This window comes from Dyadobacter sp. HNCC25DJ184, assembly GCF_056895215.1.
Map to the genome: position 1 here is coordinate 120340 of NZ_JBXHAQ010000006.1, position 15477 is coordinate 135816.

Annotated in this window: 13 protein-coding genes; 7 read left to right on the forward strand and 6 right to left on the reverse strand. The window is 42.3% G+C overall.

What is annotated here, in order from left to right:
- Positions 1-70 precede the first annotated feature (70 nt).
- The 3 genes from AC1XUD_RS11105 to AC1XUD_RS11115 all read left to right on the forward strand — a co-directional run bounded on the left by AC1XUD_RS11105 (position 71) and on the right by AC1XUD_RS11115 (position 3176).
- Positions 71-856 carry a phosphatidylinositol-specific phospholipase C/glycerophosphodiester phosphodiesterase family protein gene (locus tag AC1XUD_RS11105; protein ID WP_483361064.1) on the forward strand — a complete coding sequence of 262 codons (786 nt, stop codon included), beginning with the start codon at positions 71-73 and terminating at the stop codon, positions 854-856.
- A gap of 65 nt (positions 857-921) precedes the next feature.
- The gene (eat, locus tag AC1XUD_RS11110) at positions 922-2229 is read left to right on the forward strand and encodes an ethanolamine permease (protein WP_483361065.1); all 1308 of its coding nucleotides are present in this window, start codon (positions 922-924) and stop codon (positions 2227-2229) included.
- 215 nt (positions 2230-2444) lie between these two features.
- Positions 2445-3176 carry a LytR/AlgR family response regulator transcription factor gene (locus AC1XUD_RS11115; RefSeq protein ID WP_483361066.1) on the forward strand — a complete coding sequence of 244 codons (732 nt, stop codon included), beginning with the start codon at positions 2445-2447 and terminating at the stop codon, positions 3174-3176.
- Positions 3177-3665: 489 nt separating this feature from the next.
- Here AC1XUD_RS11115 and AC1XUD_RS11120 read toward each other — a convergent pair whose 3' ends face one another.
- From AC1XUD_RS11120 to greA, 5 genes are all read right to left on the reverse strand, one after another.
- Complete coding sequence (locus tag AC1XUD_RS11120) at positions 3666-4907, reverse strand: exo-beta-N-acetylmuramidase NamZ family protein (protein ID WP_483361067.1); 1242 nt, start codon at positions 4905-4907, stop codon at positions 3666-3668.
- A 225-nt stretch (positions 4908-5132) separates the two neighbouring features.
- The gene (locus AC1XUD_RS11125; RefSeq protein WP_483361068.1) at positions 5133-6182 is read right to left on the reverse strand and encodes a PA0069 family radical SAM protein; all 1050 of its coding nucleotides are present in this window, start codon (positions 6180-6182) and stop codon (positions 5133-5135) included.
- Positions 6183-6480: 298 nt separating this feature from the next.
- Positions 6481-7551: a M42 family metallopeptidase gene (locus tag AC1XUD_RS11130; protein WP_483361069.1), complete on the reverse strand. Its 1071-nt coding sequence runs from the start codon at positions 7549-7551 to the stop codon at positions 6481-6483.
- Between the two features lie 113 nt (positions 7552-7664).
- Positions 7665-8000 (reverse strand): hypothetical protein, encoded by a 336-nt coding sequence (locus AC1XUD_RS11135; RefSeq protein WP_483361070.1) that lies wholly within the window; start codon positions 7998-8000, stop codon positions 7665-7667.
- A gap of 134 nt (positions 8001-8134) precedes the next feature.
- Positions 8135-8611 (reverse strand): transcription elongation factor GreA, encoded by a 477-nt coding sequence (gene greA, locus AC1XUD_RS11140; RefSeq protein ID WP_483361071.1) that lies wholly within the window; start codon positions 8609-8611, stop codon positions 8135-8137.
- 235 nt (positions 8612-8846) lie between these two features.
- Between greA and fmt the strand changes: the two genes are divergently transcribed.
- Genes fmt through AC1XUD_RS11155 form a run of 3 tightly spaced genes read left to right on the forward strand, consistent with a single transcriptional unit; the run spans position 8847 to position 11441 of the window.
- A complete protein-coding gene (gene fmt, locus AC1XUD_RS11145; RefSeq protein WP_483361072.1) occupies positions 8847-9767 on the forward strand; it encodes a methionyl-tRNA formyltransferase in 921 nt (306 codons plus the stop codon).
- A gap of 39 nt (positions 9768-9806) precedes the next feature.
- Positions 9807-10307 carry a dihydrofolate reductase gene (locus AC1XUD_RS11150; RefSeq protein WP_483361073.1) on the forward strand — a complete coding sequence of 167 codons (501 nt, stop codon included), beginning with the start codon at positions 9807-9809 and terminating at the stop codon, positions 10305-10307.
- Positions 10308-10343: 36 nt separating this feature from the next.
- Positions 10344-11441, forward strand: a complete 1098-nt coding sequence (locus tag AC1XUD_RS11155) for an alpha/beta hydrolase (RefSeq protein WP_483361074.1) — start codon at positions 10344-10346, stop codon at positions 11439-11441.
- Between the two features lie 96 nt (positions 11442-11537).
- Here AC1XUD_RS11155 and hslU read toward each other — a convergent pair whose 3' ends face one another.
- A complete protein-coding gene (hslU, locus tag AC1XUD_RS11160; protein ID WP_483361075.1) occupies positions 11538-12935 on the reverse strand; it encodes an ATP-dependent protease ATPase subunit HslU in 1398 nt (465 codons plus the stop codon).
- A gap of 215 nt (positions 12936-13150) precedes the next feature.
- Here hslU and AC1XUD_RS11165 point away from each other — a divergent pair, with 215 nt between their 5' ends.
- Positions 13151-15433, forward strand: coding sequence for a GH92 family glycosyl hydrolase (locus tag AC1XUD_RS11165; RefSeq protein ID WP_483361076.1), 2283 nt, complete (start codon positions 13151-13153; stop codon positions 15431-15433).
- Positions 15434-15477: the final 44 nt, after the last annotated feature.

Sequence of the window (15477 nt, forward strand, 5' to 3'; positions counted from 1 at the left end):
AGCCGGGGCTTTCTCATTTTCATAATCGGGATAATAGTTTATCTTTACCAGACACCTTTTAGTTCCTGACATGAAATATGCCTTACTGCTAATATTAGCTTTCGTTATTGGTATAGCACCGAGGGTCACCAGCCAGGCAATCAACTATACGACAGCTCAGGCTCATTCGCATAATGATTATGAGCACCCCAAAGCATTTTGGGATGCTTATAACCAACAATTTGGATCTATTGAAGCCGACGTCATTTTACGAAATGACACGCTTTTCACTGCCCACGATGTCGCTGGAATCTCCAAAGAACGCACCTTCAGTAAGTTATACCTTAATCCCATCGTCGCTCAGGTTTCAAAAAATAACGGAAAGATTTATGCCAATTTAAATTATGACCTGCAGCTTCTCATTGACCTAAAAACCCCGGCTAAAGAAACGCTGGCTGCGCTGGTAAAACTTCTGGATCCACATGCCGATATTCTGCAACCGAAAGGCACGGTACGAATAGTCATCAGCGGTAACACTCCTTCTCCGACCGAATTCGACAAATACCCTTCTTATATCTTTTTTGACGGTCGCCCGGATGTGAAATATACTTCCGCTCAACTCGAACGTGTTGCTTTGATCAGCCAATCTTTTGATAAATATTCAAACTGGAACGGTGAGGGAGAGCTCGGAAAAACGCAAAAGAAACGAATTATAAATGAAGTGAACAAGTTCCATGATCTTCACAAGAAATTCAGGTTTTGGGGTACACCGGACAATGTCAATGCATGGAAAAAAATGATGTCTTTTAATGTTGATTATCTGAATACCGATAAAGTCGCCGAGCTCGCCGATTACCTTCGGAATGCGCCAAAATAAAGATAGTTAAAGCCCTTTACTTATTTTACTTAGCTCCTATTGTAAAACTTCTAACCCGCTGTTGAATGTCGATTGATGAAAATGCTACGCTTAAGAAAGTCCTTAAACCAATTCACGTATGGGCCATTGCAGTAGGCCTTGTCATTTCGGGAGAATATTTCGGCTGGAACTACGGCTGGGGAGTTTCCGGCACAATCGGCTTTCTGATCGCGACTCTGATCGTTACTGTCCTCTACGTAACTTTTATTTTCAGCTTTACTGAACTAACTACTTCTATTCCTCAGGCAGGGGGCCCATTTTCGTATGCGCACCGGGCTTTTGGCTGGTGGGGCGGACTAATAGCGGGATATGCAACGCTCGTCGAATTTTTAATCACGCCACCCGCCATCGCCTTCGCACTGGGCAGTTATACCCACTTTTTGTACCCATCGCTTTCCGTTCTGGAAGTGGCCATAACCTGCTATTTCATATTTACTGCTATCAATTTCTTTGGAATAAAAGAGTCGGCTACTTTTTCGCTTGTCGTTACGATCCTCGCCGTTTTGGAGCTCTTGTTATATGTAGGAATAGTGACCCCTCATTTTTCGTATACAACTTTCACAACTGACCCGTTTCCATTCGGGTGGGCTGGCGTTTTTGCCGCGCTGCCTTTCGCCATCTGGTTTTATCTGGCCATTGAAGGCGTGGCAATGGTGGCCGAGGAAGTGGAAAATCCAAAGAAAACAATTTCACTGGGTTATATATATGGTATACTGACGCTGGTGGTGTTGGCTCTTGCCGTCATGATCTCAACAGGAGGAGTAACGCATTGGAAAAATCTGAGCACGATCGACTATCCCCTGCCCGCCGCGTTAGGTATCGTTTTGGGGCGTAATAATAGTCTGACTCACTTGTTTGCGAGTTTGGGTCTTTTTGGGCTGATTGCTTCATTTCATGGAACAATTATTGGCTACTCGCGCCAGATATACGCCCTGGCTCGCGGTGGTTATCTGCCTTCAATTCTGGGCAATGTTAATTCAAAATACCAAACACCGCACTGGGCGTTAATCGTAGGCGGGCTGGTTGGATGTATCGCCCTATGCCTGGGCACTACGGATCAGGTTATCATTCTTGCTGCGCTGGGCGCCATTGTGATGTATATCATTAGTATGGCTGCTCTCTTCAAACTTCGGAGCAAGGAGCCCAATTTAGAAAGACCGTTTTTGGTACCTGCATATCCCTATTTTCCTGCAGTTGCGTTAATACTTTCAGTATTGTGTCTTTTCGCGATCGTATACTACAACCCAAAATTAAGTTTGAGCTTTTTTGTAGTATTTATTTTAATCGCAATTTTCTTTGTCGCAACCAAAAGAAATTTAAAAGATAAGAACTAAGTTACATTATAAATACCCGAGTAATCGCTACACGCAAATACAAATAGCTGGAAAAAAATTGAGGATATTTCCCTATCAAGCCCTTTAAAGCTCGCTTTTTTTCTTTTTTTTGGTTTATTTTATACTCAGCCAACATTATTGGCAAGCTCGACATACGATTATAACCCTTACCCTCAACATGTGATATATCTTATTACATGTATACTAAAATCGAAATGAATATTTTAATAGTTGAAGACGAACCACTAGTTGCTAAACATTTACAATATACTTTGAATGGTTTCGGATACCAGGCTGAGGACATAGCGACAAATTATGAAGAAGCGGTAGCGATACTAAAGTCCAAGGTCATCCATCTCACGATGTTGGACATTACCCTCAGCGGGCACCAAACAGGAATAGATGTTGCGGAATATATAGGCACACACAATAAAATGCCTTTTATATTCCTGACCAGTCATGAAGAAATGGCGATTGTGAATGCGGCTTTGAAGACCTCTCCACACGCTTTCCTTAACAAGCCTTTTCAGAAAATAGCCGTTTATACTGCGGTTAAACTGGCCGTGAAAAGCTATCGCGACCGACAGCTCCATGAAAAATCGGGTGAATCCAAAGAAGATGCAATTGTGATTCAGGATGCGCTTTTCATAAAGGAGAAGCATATGTTCATCAAAATCCTGTTAGCCGATATACTCTATATCCGTAGCGACGATAACTATCTGGAGCTTCACCTGGAAAGTAAAAAATACACGATTCGCGAAACGCTGAAAAATATCATCAGCCAACTACCTTCGAACCAGTTTTTTCGGGTTCATAAGTCGTATATCATCAACCTCAATGCCATCACTTCAATCAACTATATTCATGTGTTGATTAACGGAATTGAAATTCCAATCACCGCAGAGAACCGGGCGGAGCTTTTAAGCAGGATCAAAACGTTTTCTTAGACCGTTTGCTTTTATTTATTGCAAAGGGTTGTAGTTAGATGTTGTAACCTTTATTAACATTTAAAGATTTATTTTTACAAACTTAATATTTGCTTTCATTCTAATAATTATTATATTCACTCTATGAACGCAGGACGAGGGCAAATTTTCTTTTTCGCCTGGAATCGCACAAATAATATACCCTCCAAATAGCATATAGTACCAAATATGGATCTGGCTTATAACCTACCCTTATTGTTGATAGATCGGTCCGGTACTTATCCTTTAATTTTAAAAAAATATCTGCCATGCCTGGCTCTATGATAATGAATCAGACAAATTCAGGAATTCATAAAACATATATAAGACTTAAACTAAATTACTTAGTTCAAAATTTTTCTTAATAACGTTGAGTAAATTTTACATCTCTTTGGCATCTGCCTTGGAGATGTTTTGTTTTTTAGTGATGTGAAAATATCACTTTTAAAAGACCTTGATATGCAGACGCAACTAAGGATAGATTAGATATTTGGCTCTCATCTTTTTAAACTCCCCTAACCCCGGCTCCCAGCTTTTACGAATTTCATCTTCAGGTACTCCTGCAATAATCTGTTTCTTTAAATTTTCGGTACCTGAAAGCTTATCAAAATTCCCCATTTGCTTACTTTGGCTCATATCAAAAAACTTCTCTTTATCAGGATAAGCCTTATACATTTCAATAAGCCACGCCAAATGAATTTTGCCGGTTTTTATGATATTTCCGATATCATAATTTCTAAGATCAAGACCGTAGCATTCAGTGTTCATATGCAAAGGCGACTCGCTCATCCCTTTGATGCTTTTCGGTGTAAATGAAAAGGTATATTTACCTTTCAACAAAGGGGCACCCAGAACCGTAAACGGCATATAAGTTCCGCGCCCCTGACTAACGATCGTCCCCTCAAACATGCATATATGCGGATAGAGCATCACCGACTGCTGAGTATTCAGGTTTGGCGAGGGCCAAACTGGTAAGGTATATAAAAGTGAATGCTTATAGTTGGCAACTTTGATGATTTTTAACTTACAAGTTATCTTATTGGGCAACCAGCCTTCTCCATTTATCATTTGAGCAAATTCCGCAACAGTCAATCCATGGCTGATTGGAATTTTATATATGCCAATTCCAGAATGGAGATGATCTTCCAAAATAGGACCATCCACCAAAAAACCGTTAGGGTTCGGTCTGTCAAGAATGAGAAGTTCCTTGTTATTTTCAGCACAAGCCTCCATGACATGACCAAGGGTATTGATATAGGTATAGAAACGTGCACCGACATCCTGGATATCAAAAATCATCAAATCAACATCTGCTAATTGCTCCCTGGTTGGCTTTTTTTGCTTGCCATAAAGAGAAATCGCCGGAATTCCAGTCTTTGGATCTACGCTGTCGGATACCTTGTCGCCATTACTTGCCGTACCTCGAAACCCGTGTTCGGGGCCAAATATCTTGACAATATTAACACCCAAGGCCACCAGGCTATCTACCATCGGAACTTTGCCAATAATGGAAGTCTGGTTGACCAGAATGGCGACACGTTTTCCTTTTAAATAATTAATATAGCTGGTTGTCTGGTCAGCGCCGGTGATAATTTCATTTCTCTTAGGCTTATTCCTCCCGTCATCGCTAGATGTAGGGCCTGAACTCGCACAAGCAATATTTAAATGAGCGCAGAAGCCGAGCACTATAAGTAACAAGATATTTCTTTTCATATTAAGGGCTAGCTATTAGGAATTAGGTATCAGTTTTTCTAAATATTAGAACGAAGTCGGACAAAAAAGGTTTGACGTAAAATAATGGTTGAATTCGAAAATAACTTGTTCACCATTAAGAGGTTAAGGAACATTAAGATTCGCAATTAATCCTTAGATTTTCTGAACTACTCTCAGCGAACTCAGCGTAAAACTCCCCAAACTCTGCGTGAACCCATCTGTGTATCAGAACAGTGACATTTGTCCGCCCCTTAAAAATAACGAAGTATCCAGCTCGGGAGTGATTTTGTCCTGAAAATATTTGCGACAGGCAAAGCTATGCAATTGCCGGATGTTTTCGGCATATTGCCCCTGGCCTGACATACGAAGTCCGAATCTTGAGTCGTTAACCGTTCCTCCATGACATTCTTTGATTTGGTTTAATATCTTGGCCGCCCGATCCGGAAAGTGATGATTTACCCATTCCTTAAACAAAGTCCCGATCGCTCCGTTCAGCCTAACTACTGTGTACCCAGCCCACGTGGCACCGGCGTCAGAAGCCGCCTGAATGATAGCCGGAATTTCATTGTCAGTCAGACCGGGAATAATGGGAGCTGTCATGACTCCCATGGGTATTCCGGCCTCGTGCAATGTTTTGATAACCTGCAGACGTCTTTTTGCAGTTACCGTTCTCGGCTCCAAAGTGCTCCGAATATCTTCATCCAGAGAAGTAATGGAAACCGCTGCGTGTGCCAGATTTAGCTTAGCCATTTTTGACAAAACATCTATATCCCTCAGCACAAGCGCATTTTTCGTAAGAATATGAACCGGATTTCTATATCGCAAACATACCTCCAGCAGCTTTCGCGTCAATTCGAATTTCTTTTCTGCAGGTTGATAACAATCTGTATTTCCTGAAAGATGGATGGGTGCCGGCTGCCATTTTTTGGAATTGAACAGCTTTTCAAGCAACTGAGGCGCATTCTTTTTAACAATGATTTTTGATTCAAAGTCAATACCTGCAGAGAACCCCCAGTATTCGTGAGAATTCCGGGCATAGCAATATATACAACCATGTTCGCAGCCGCGATATGGATTTACTGAATGAAAATTTTCCAGATCCGGACTATCGGAAATATTGAGGATCGTTTTCGGATATTCATCAAAAAACTGCGTTTTCGGGCCAGGATCCGGCTCCTCCCAGTTCTGCCAGTCTTCCGAAGTATATTCGATATGCTGTTTAAAAAACTTGTTGTCGGTGTTGATTCCAGCTCCTCTTCCTCTTGGCCTTTCCATAGTCCAATTTTAACGTAATATTCGCGATTTTTATGATACTAAAAATAACAAATTATTTGTTAAAAATGATACTATAAATTACAATAAATTTTGCCAAGATTTTACTGTACTGTAAATCAATAAATTAAAATTCGACAGAGAACAGATCAGTTAATTTACCAACAAAAAAAGTGAGAGGCATGAAGTAAGGCGCTGATAAAAATCCAACCCTATACTCCAAACCCCTCACCGCAACAAAAAGACTGGAAAAGAAGCCAAAACCTCAGCTCACACTTCGCCCAAAGCCCTCAACCTTATGCTACTTGATATACCGAAAATCTTCCCCGCCTTTGAGCGAAAGAAGCACGTCGTACATCAATTGAATTACATTCTGAACGTCGTCTTTATGCACCATTTCCACGGTCGTATGCATATACTTCAAAGGCAATGAAATTAGCGCCGACGCAACACCTTCCGCAGAATATGCAAAAGAATCAGTATCTGTTCCTGTAGAACGGCTTACAGCCTGACGCTGGAAAGGAATCTTCTTTTCCTCTGCCACCTTGATAAGCATATCACGAACATTATTCTGTACAGCCGGTCCGTAGCAAATTACAGGACCAGAACCACTCTTCAAGTCACCCTGCTCCTTCTTGTTGTACATCGGCGACTGCGTGTCGTGCGTCACATCGGTACAGATCGCCAGGTCTGGTTTCAAACGACGGGATATCATTTCTGCCCCTCGTAAACCGATTTCTTCCTGAACCGCATTCACGATATAAAGCGTAAAAGGAAGACTGACATTGTTTTCATGCAACATCCGGGCAACCTCGGCAATCATAAAACCGCCCATTCTGTTGTCCAAAGCGCGACCGACGTAATATTTTTCATTAAGTTCATCCAGTCCGTCGGCGAAAGTAACAACCGTTCCAACGTGTATTCCCATTTCCAGAACTTCATCTTTCTTCCCCGCTCCGACATCAATGAACAATTCATGAACCTTTGGAACCTGATCCTTCGCCGTATCACGAACGTGGATTGCCGGCCAGCCGAACACCCCTTTTACGACGCCTTTTGAGGTATGCAAATTTACTCTCATTGACGGAGCAATGGCAGCATCGGAACCACCATTTCGGCGAACATGGATATATCCATCCTCAGAGATATAATTTACAAACCAGGATATCTCATCCGAATGCGCTTCAATCACAACCTTATAATCCTGCCCCGGTCCTATTACACCTACTGCCGTACCGTAAACATCAATGATTTGTTCTTCAATATATGGCTTGATATAGTCCAGCCATATCTGCTGACCGGTTGACTCAAAACCGGTCGGGGAAGCATTATTCAAATACTTATAAAGAAATTCCGTGCTTTTATCTGACATATATTAAAATTAAAATGACCCAAAATTATATCCCCCGTTTGCATGCACTTGAGGGCAAATTCAAATATAATGATTATGAGCTTTTAGCGGTTAGCTCTTTGTGATTAGTTGTACTAACTTTTGTTGCGCAGGTACCTCAAAAATGCCCAAAATTTACGACTCTGTAAATATTCTTTTTCTCTTTCATTCGAATATGCCTCTCTTTCAAAGCAAATACTTAAATAAGCCCTGTGATGATTTCGGTACTGAACGAGCCGAACCAGGTATTCGAGGAAATACCATATATAGAATAACACCAGTCCTAATTCGAGTTGCTGGCGCAAATGAATACATTCGTGGTTCAAGAGTACAGGACTGATACTGCCCTTTTTGATAAAAACAAAGGGGTATATCGCCATGCCTTCCACCCAAAGAAAGGAGATGTTTACTTTGAAACCTGAGAATGGCATTGCTAGCCTTTAGCTAATAGCTGTTAGGGATTAGTAAAAATGTTAACCCGTGGGATGAGATTTTAATGAAAACGGTTCACAATATACAGAAAACTGTTTATTGTGAACCGCAGGATTCTCATTTGAAACCACTATCAATGTCTGCTGATATCCAGCACCTCAAATTCCATAATTCCGGCAGGTACCTTTATTTCGGTAGTTTCTCCCACTTTTTTACCCAACAAACCTTTTCCAATCGGTGAACCGACAGATATCTTGCCAGCTTTTAGATCTGCTTCCTCTTCCGAAACCAAAGTATATGTAACTTCCATTCCGTTTTTCCGGTTTTTGATCTTCACTTTCGAAAGAACTGCAACCTGAGAAGTATCTATTGAAGACTCATCGATCACGCGGGCATTGGACATGATTTCCTCCAGTTTCGCGATCTTCATTTCGTGCATTCCCTGGGCGTCTTTGGCTGCATCATACTCTGCGTTCTCACTCAAATCTCCCTTGTCTCTCGCCTCCGCAATCTGAGCTGCAATGGCGGTGCGGCCCCTGGTTTTCATGTCATTGAGCTCTGCCTTCAACCTATTTAATCCCTCTTCCGTATAGTATGATATCTTGGCCATGGTAATATTTTGTTTATTAAATTCTTAGGTGTCTTTTTCAATTTTAAGTAAAAAAAAAGAACGGTATCTAAACCGTCCTACAAGAGTCACTGCAAACTCACGTAGAAGGTTAAAAGACCTTTCCTTTTCGGCTGATATGTTCTTTATTCTTTATCATATTTCATAAGTATGAACGACAAAAATAGCAATATTTGTAAACGCTAACAAACCATTTTGATCAAAGCTGGAGTAAATCATGTCAAATAGTTTGAGAATAATTTTCATGGGAACACCGGAATTTGCGGTCCCAAGTCTAAAAAGTCTGGTCGAGAACAATTCTAATGTTGTCGCCGTAATTACTGCGCCCGACAAACCTGCCGGGAGAGGTCAAAAGCTCATAATGTCTCCTGTAAAACAGTATGCCATCGAGCAGGGAATTCCTGTTTTACAGCCGGAAAAATTAAAAGATCCGGAATTTTTGTCACAACTCAAAGCATTGAATGCCAATCTTCAGGTAGTGGTCGCTTTCCGCATGCTGCCGGAAATAGTCTGGAGTATGCCGGAATATGGGACATTCAACCTGCATGGTTCGTTGTTGCCCCAATATCGTGGTGCCGCCCCGATTAACTGGGCGGTAATGAACGGAGAAACAGAAACCGGAGTTACCACATTTTTTATAGAAAAGGAAATTGATACCGGCAAAATTATCTTTCAGGAAAAAGAACAGATAAGTGTGGACGATGATGCCGGAAGTGTGTATGAGCGACTGATGCATAAGGGTGCGCAGCTGGTTGTAAAAACCATAAAGGCCATTGAAGCAGGAAATTATCCGCAAGACGATCAACAGGATAACGGTCAGCTGAAAGCGGCGCCAAAAATATTCAGAGAAACCTGTCAGATCGACTGGAACCAACCGGCTATATCGATATACAACTTCGTTCGCGGACTTGCTCCTTACCCGGCCGCATGGACTTCTTTGAACGGGCTTTCCTGTAAGATTTTCAAAACGAAGGTGATTGAAGATGAAACAGTCGCCGACGCAGGAGAATATAGAACCGACCACAAAACATTCCTCCATTTTAGGGCTTCCAACGGCTGGCTCGCGGTCGAGACGCTTCAGCTTGAGGGGAAAAAACGAATGGGTATTGAAGAATTTCTGAGGGGCGCTAAGCTTTAGGGAAACTTTTAACCTTACTACTCGAAAAAACAGATTCAAATGCTGATATCAATTATTGTTGCCGCTTCCGAAAATGGAGCTATTGGAAAAGACAATCAACTCCTTTGGCGTCTGCCCGAAGATTTGAAGAGATTTAAAAGACTGACCTTGAACCATACGATGATAATGGGCCGGAAAACTTTTGAATCCATAGGCAAGCCTCTTCCCGGGAGAACCTCAATAGTAATTACCCGACAGCAGGATTTTCAACAGGAAGGTGTAGTGGTTGTAAACTCACTGGAACACGCGATTGAAGAAGCCAAAAAAAGAGGCGATGAGGAGACTTTTGTAATCGGTGGTGGAGAGATATATAAACAGGCTATGTCACTGACAGACAGAGTATATCTAACTAAGGTGCACACCAAAATAGAGGGCGATACATTTTTTAATATACCTAGCGAGACCGAATGGACGGAAGAGAGTCTAATTCACTTTCCAGCAGATGAAAAACATCAATTTAGTTTTGATTTCATCGACTTGGAAAAAAAAACGGTATCTTAATTCTTTCGTAAAATCGCCCCGACCAGTAACTCAACAATGGAAAGTTCCGTATTGACAGATCAGCTTGTTATTGAGCTCAAAACACCACATACAGACAGAAGACCTGTCTTCATCACAGGCAATTTCTGCAGCTGGTTTCCAGACTCAGAAGCGTTTAAAATGAAGGAAATCAGGCCGGGTCAGTATTCGTTTGAATTTCCCGCAGACATGGAGCTTCCAAATCCTCTTGAATACAAATATACAAGAGGTAGCTGGACCGAGGTCGAGCTGGATAGATATGGACAGGAGCAACCAAACCGTTTTGTAGATTCGACACATGGCATTATCAATGATTTTGTACCCCGCTGGCAGAAGGATAATAACGAGAAACCAGATATGATGCCGGTCATTGAGGTATTGTCGGAGACTTTTTTGATACCGCAACTGAATCGCAAGAGGAAAGTCCACGTATTGTTACCTCACAATTATTACGAACAACCCGACCGGCATTATCCGGTTTTGTATATGACCGACGCCCAAAATCTTTTTGGCGACGGCTCACCATATGGCAACTGGCAAATTGATAAGAGCCTTGCCAGTTTGGCTCACGAAGATAAGGCAGACGTAATTATTGTGGCCATTGACCATGGCGACGACGATCGCGTGCAGGAATTTTCACCCTATGATAATGCGAAGTTAGGAAAAGGGTTAGGGGCTTTGTTTTTGAAGTTTGTGGTTGATACCCTGAAACCGGCTGTTGACAGTGCTTATCGCACCCTGCCGGATCGCTTGAATACCGGAATGGGAGGAAGCTCTGTCGGTGGATTGTTGTCAATTTATGCAGCTCTTATGTACCCACATGTGTTCGGCCGGCTTATGATATTCTCGCCGTCGTTGTGGATATCAAAAAGAATTTACTTTGATGCAATCCATTTTTTCGAGCCATTGGAAACGAAAATTTATCTTTACGGAGGCGGAAAAGAGGGATCCAATATGATACCAAATGTTACCCATCTGGAAGATACGATCAACAATCAGGGATTTGGCTATAATCGTGTAAAAATCCATACCTCCATTGACCCGAACGGAGAACATACCGAAGAAAGATGGGGAAAAGAATTTCCGATTGCCTTGAAGTGGTTGTTTTTTAATTAGACTCCGGCTTTCAGCAACCGGCTATCCAAAAAGGCAACAGGCTTGTAGCCCATTGCCCTTAAATTTTGACTGCCGAAAGCCGACTGCCAAAGTAAATTATAGTATATACTGACTCAGATCCCGATTTTTCACCAGGTGAGCTAATTTTTCTCTCACCATTTCGGCAGTGACAACGATATGTGCATTTGGCCCGATTACGTCTGGCACGTCGAACATAAAATCGTTCAGCAACAAGCTCATTACGGTTTGCAACCTGCGGGCTCCGATGTTTTCTACTTCACTGTTTACTTCGAACGCAATCCTCGCCATTTCGCGAATCGCGTCGTCCTGAAACTGTAATTCAACATCTTCAGATTCAAGCATTGCCTCATATTGTTTCGTCAGGGCATTTTTTGGAGCTTTAAGAATTTGATAGAAATCATTTTCTGTCAGACTATCCAGTTCCACTCTGATTGGAAAACGTCCCTGAAGCTCTGGTATCAGATCCGAAGGTTTCGCTACGTGGAATGCGCCAGCTGCAATAAAAAGTATGTGGTCTGTGTTGATAACTCCATGTTTGGTATTAACCGCGCTGCCTTCCACAATTGGAAGTAAGTCGCGTTGCACACCTTCACGGCTCACATCCGGACCACTTCCACCCGAACGACTGGATGCTACTTTGTCAATTTCATCAATAAAAATAATCCCCAGATTCTCAGCTTTCTGAATGGCTTCGATCTTCACCTCATCCATATCGATCAATTTCGAAGCTTCCTCGTCAAACAACAATTTCTTGGCCTCTCCAACTGTGACTTTACGCTTTTTGCCCCGGCGAGGAACCATATTGCCAATCATTTCCTGAATATTCATCATAGAAACATCATCAATTGACCCACCGATCATACCCACGTTCGGCATTTGATTTTGCTGAAGTTCTATATCAATTTTGCGGGCGTCAAGCTCACCGTTTCGTATTTTTTCCCGAAAACGCTCACGTGTACGCTGGTTCAGTTCGGCATCATCTTCCGGCGTTTCGTCTCCGGCAATATTGGTTTCATACTTTGGCTTTAGTGACACAGAACCATGCACCGGGGGAATCAGCGCATCCAGAATAATATCTTCAACAGCCTGCTCGGCTCTCAGTTTCACTTCTTCTTTTTTATGCGTCCTCACCATTGCCACCGCCTGTTCCACAAGGTCCCGAACCATGCTTTCCACATCGCGGCCTACATAACCAACTTCGGTAAACTTCGAAGCTTCCACCTTCACAAAAGGAGCATCGGCAATTTTAGCCAATCGCCTAGCGATCTCAGTTTTACCCACCCCGGTAGCACCGATCATTAAAATATTATTTGGAATAATATCCTTTTGGATATCCTCGGGGCTATTCATCCGCCTCCACCGATTCCTTAGTGCGATGGCTACGTTTCGCTTCGCGTCATTTTGGCCTATGATATATTGATCCAGCTCAAAAACAATCTGGCGTGGTGTCAGGCGATTTAAGTGTTCAGTCATTTTTACTCAGTTACTTTAATAATTTGCTAGATACGCAACATCAATATACGACAAATCGGATCGGATATGTACTGCGTTTTTCCGAAGTGTAAATAACCATGCCTTGCCATTATGGCAGGAAGATATACAAGAAAGAATCTTTTATTAACTTGCGTACTTAGTAAAACGTTTTAATTAACATACCCAATTTCCTATCCAAACGAGTTATTTCTTCGATGAAAATTAAATCTTTAACCTTCTTATTAACTATCGCCAGCTTCGTCGCTTTTGGTCAGGTCATGAAGCCTACCGCTGAGCCCGTCGAGTACGTCAACACGCTCATGGGAACGCAGTCGAAATTCAGCCTTTCAGCCGGAAACACGTACCCTGCAATCGCATTGCCTTGGGGCATGAATTTCTGGATGCCGCAAACCGGGAAAATGGGCAACGGATGGAGTTATATGTATGATGCTGAGAAAATCAGGGGCTTCAAGCAAACCCATCAGCCAAGCCCGTGGATAAACGATTACGGCCAGTTCTCCATTTTGCCAATGGCCGGCACGATGAAAATCGATGAAGAGGCCCGCGCCAGCTGGTTTTCACACAAAGCTGAAACTGCAAAACCGCATTACTACAAAGTATATCTGGCTGATTATGATGTAACTACCGAAATAACGCCTACCGAAAGAGCGGCGCAATTCAGATTTACCTTCCCTAAATCAGACAGCTCTTTTGTATTACTGGATGCGTTCGACAAAGGATCATATGTAAAAATCATCCCTTCAGAAAAGAAAATCATTGGATATACAACCAAAAACAGCGGCGGCGTTCCTTCAAATTTCAAAAACTACTTTGTACTGATTTTTGACAAAGCCTTTACTTTTTCTTCCGCTTTTCACGGCAAAACTTTGGCAAAAGATACCCTTGAACTGAAAGCTGGCCATGTAGGTGCAGTAGTTGGATTTAAAACCGTTAGAGGTGAAAAAGTTGGATTGAAGGTTGCCTCTTCGTTCATCAGCCCTGAACAGGCAGAATTGAATCTTAAACGTGAATTGGGTAATGATACGTTTGATCAAACCTTCGAAAAAGGCCGAAAAATATGGAACGACGAGCTTTCGCGTATCAAAGTGGAAGGCGATAATATTGACCAGATCCGCACTTTCTACTCTTGCCTTTACCGTGTGATGCTTTTTCCGAGGAAATTTTATGAATATGATGCTAAAAATCAGATTGTACATTACAGCCCGTACAACGGTGAAGTAAAACCGGGGTATATGTTTACCGATAATGGCTTCTGGGATACTTTCAGGGCTGTTTTCCCTTTCTTTACGCTAATGTACCCGACCTTGAATTCCCATATCATGGAAGGCCTTGCAAACGCATATGACGAGAGCGGTTTCCTTCCTGAATGGGCAAGCCCTGGCCACCGCGACTGTATGATCGGGTCGAACTCGGCATCATTGATCGCTGATTCTTACATCAAAGGGATTCGTGGATACGATATCAACAAATTGTATGAAGCAATTCTTAAAAACACTGAACACGCTGGCCCGGTAAGTTCAGTGGGTCGTTTCGGTCATGAATATTATAACGAACTTGGATATGTGCCATATGATGTAAAAATCAACGAAAATGCTGCAAGGACATTGGAATATGCATATGCCGATTTCTGTATTTCCCAATTGGGAAAGGCATTAAAAAAGCCTCAGAATGAGGTTGATGTATATCTAAAAAGGAGCCAAAACTATCGCAACCTTTTCGATCCTGAATCGAAATGGATGAGAGGAAAGAACAAGGATGGCAAGTTCCAGACGCCGTTTAATCCGTTCAAATGGGGAGATGCGTTTACAGAAGGAAACAGCATTCACTATACCTGGTCGGTTTTTCAGGACATGAAAGGACTTGTTGGCCTGATGGGCGGAAGAGAAGCTTTTGTTCAGAAACTGGATACCGTATTCAAAATGCCGCCAATATTCGACGACAGCTATTATGGCTTCCCGATCCACGAGATACGCGAGATGCAAATTATGAATATGGGCAACTATGCACACGGTAATCAGCCGATTCAGCATATGATCTATCTTTACAACTATGCCGGAGCTCCTTTCAAATCACAATTCTGGTTGCGCGAGGTGATGAAAAAACTATATCAGGCTGCCCCGGATGGATATTGCGGAGATGAAGATAACGGTCAGACTTCTGCCTGGTACGTGTTCTCCTCACTTGGTTTCTATCCAGTAACACCTGGTACCACCCAATATGTGATAGGTTCGCCATTATTCAAGAAAGCGACTTTGACGATGGAAGATGGAAAGAAATTCGTTGTTGAAGCACCAGCTTCGAGCGACAGCAATATGTATATCCAGGGTGCCAGCCTGAATGGAAAAGTACATGAAAATACATATCTGGAACATGCTGATATTCAAAAAGGTGGTAGTATCAAATTTGATATGACCAGCAAACCTTCTAAAACCTGGGGAACCAAGCCGGAAAATGCGCCGTTCTCTTTAAGCAAATAACTTAACATGACTTTCCGGTTGACGCCGGAAAGTCACCGTTCACT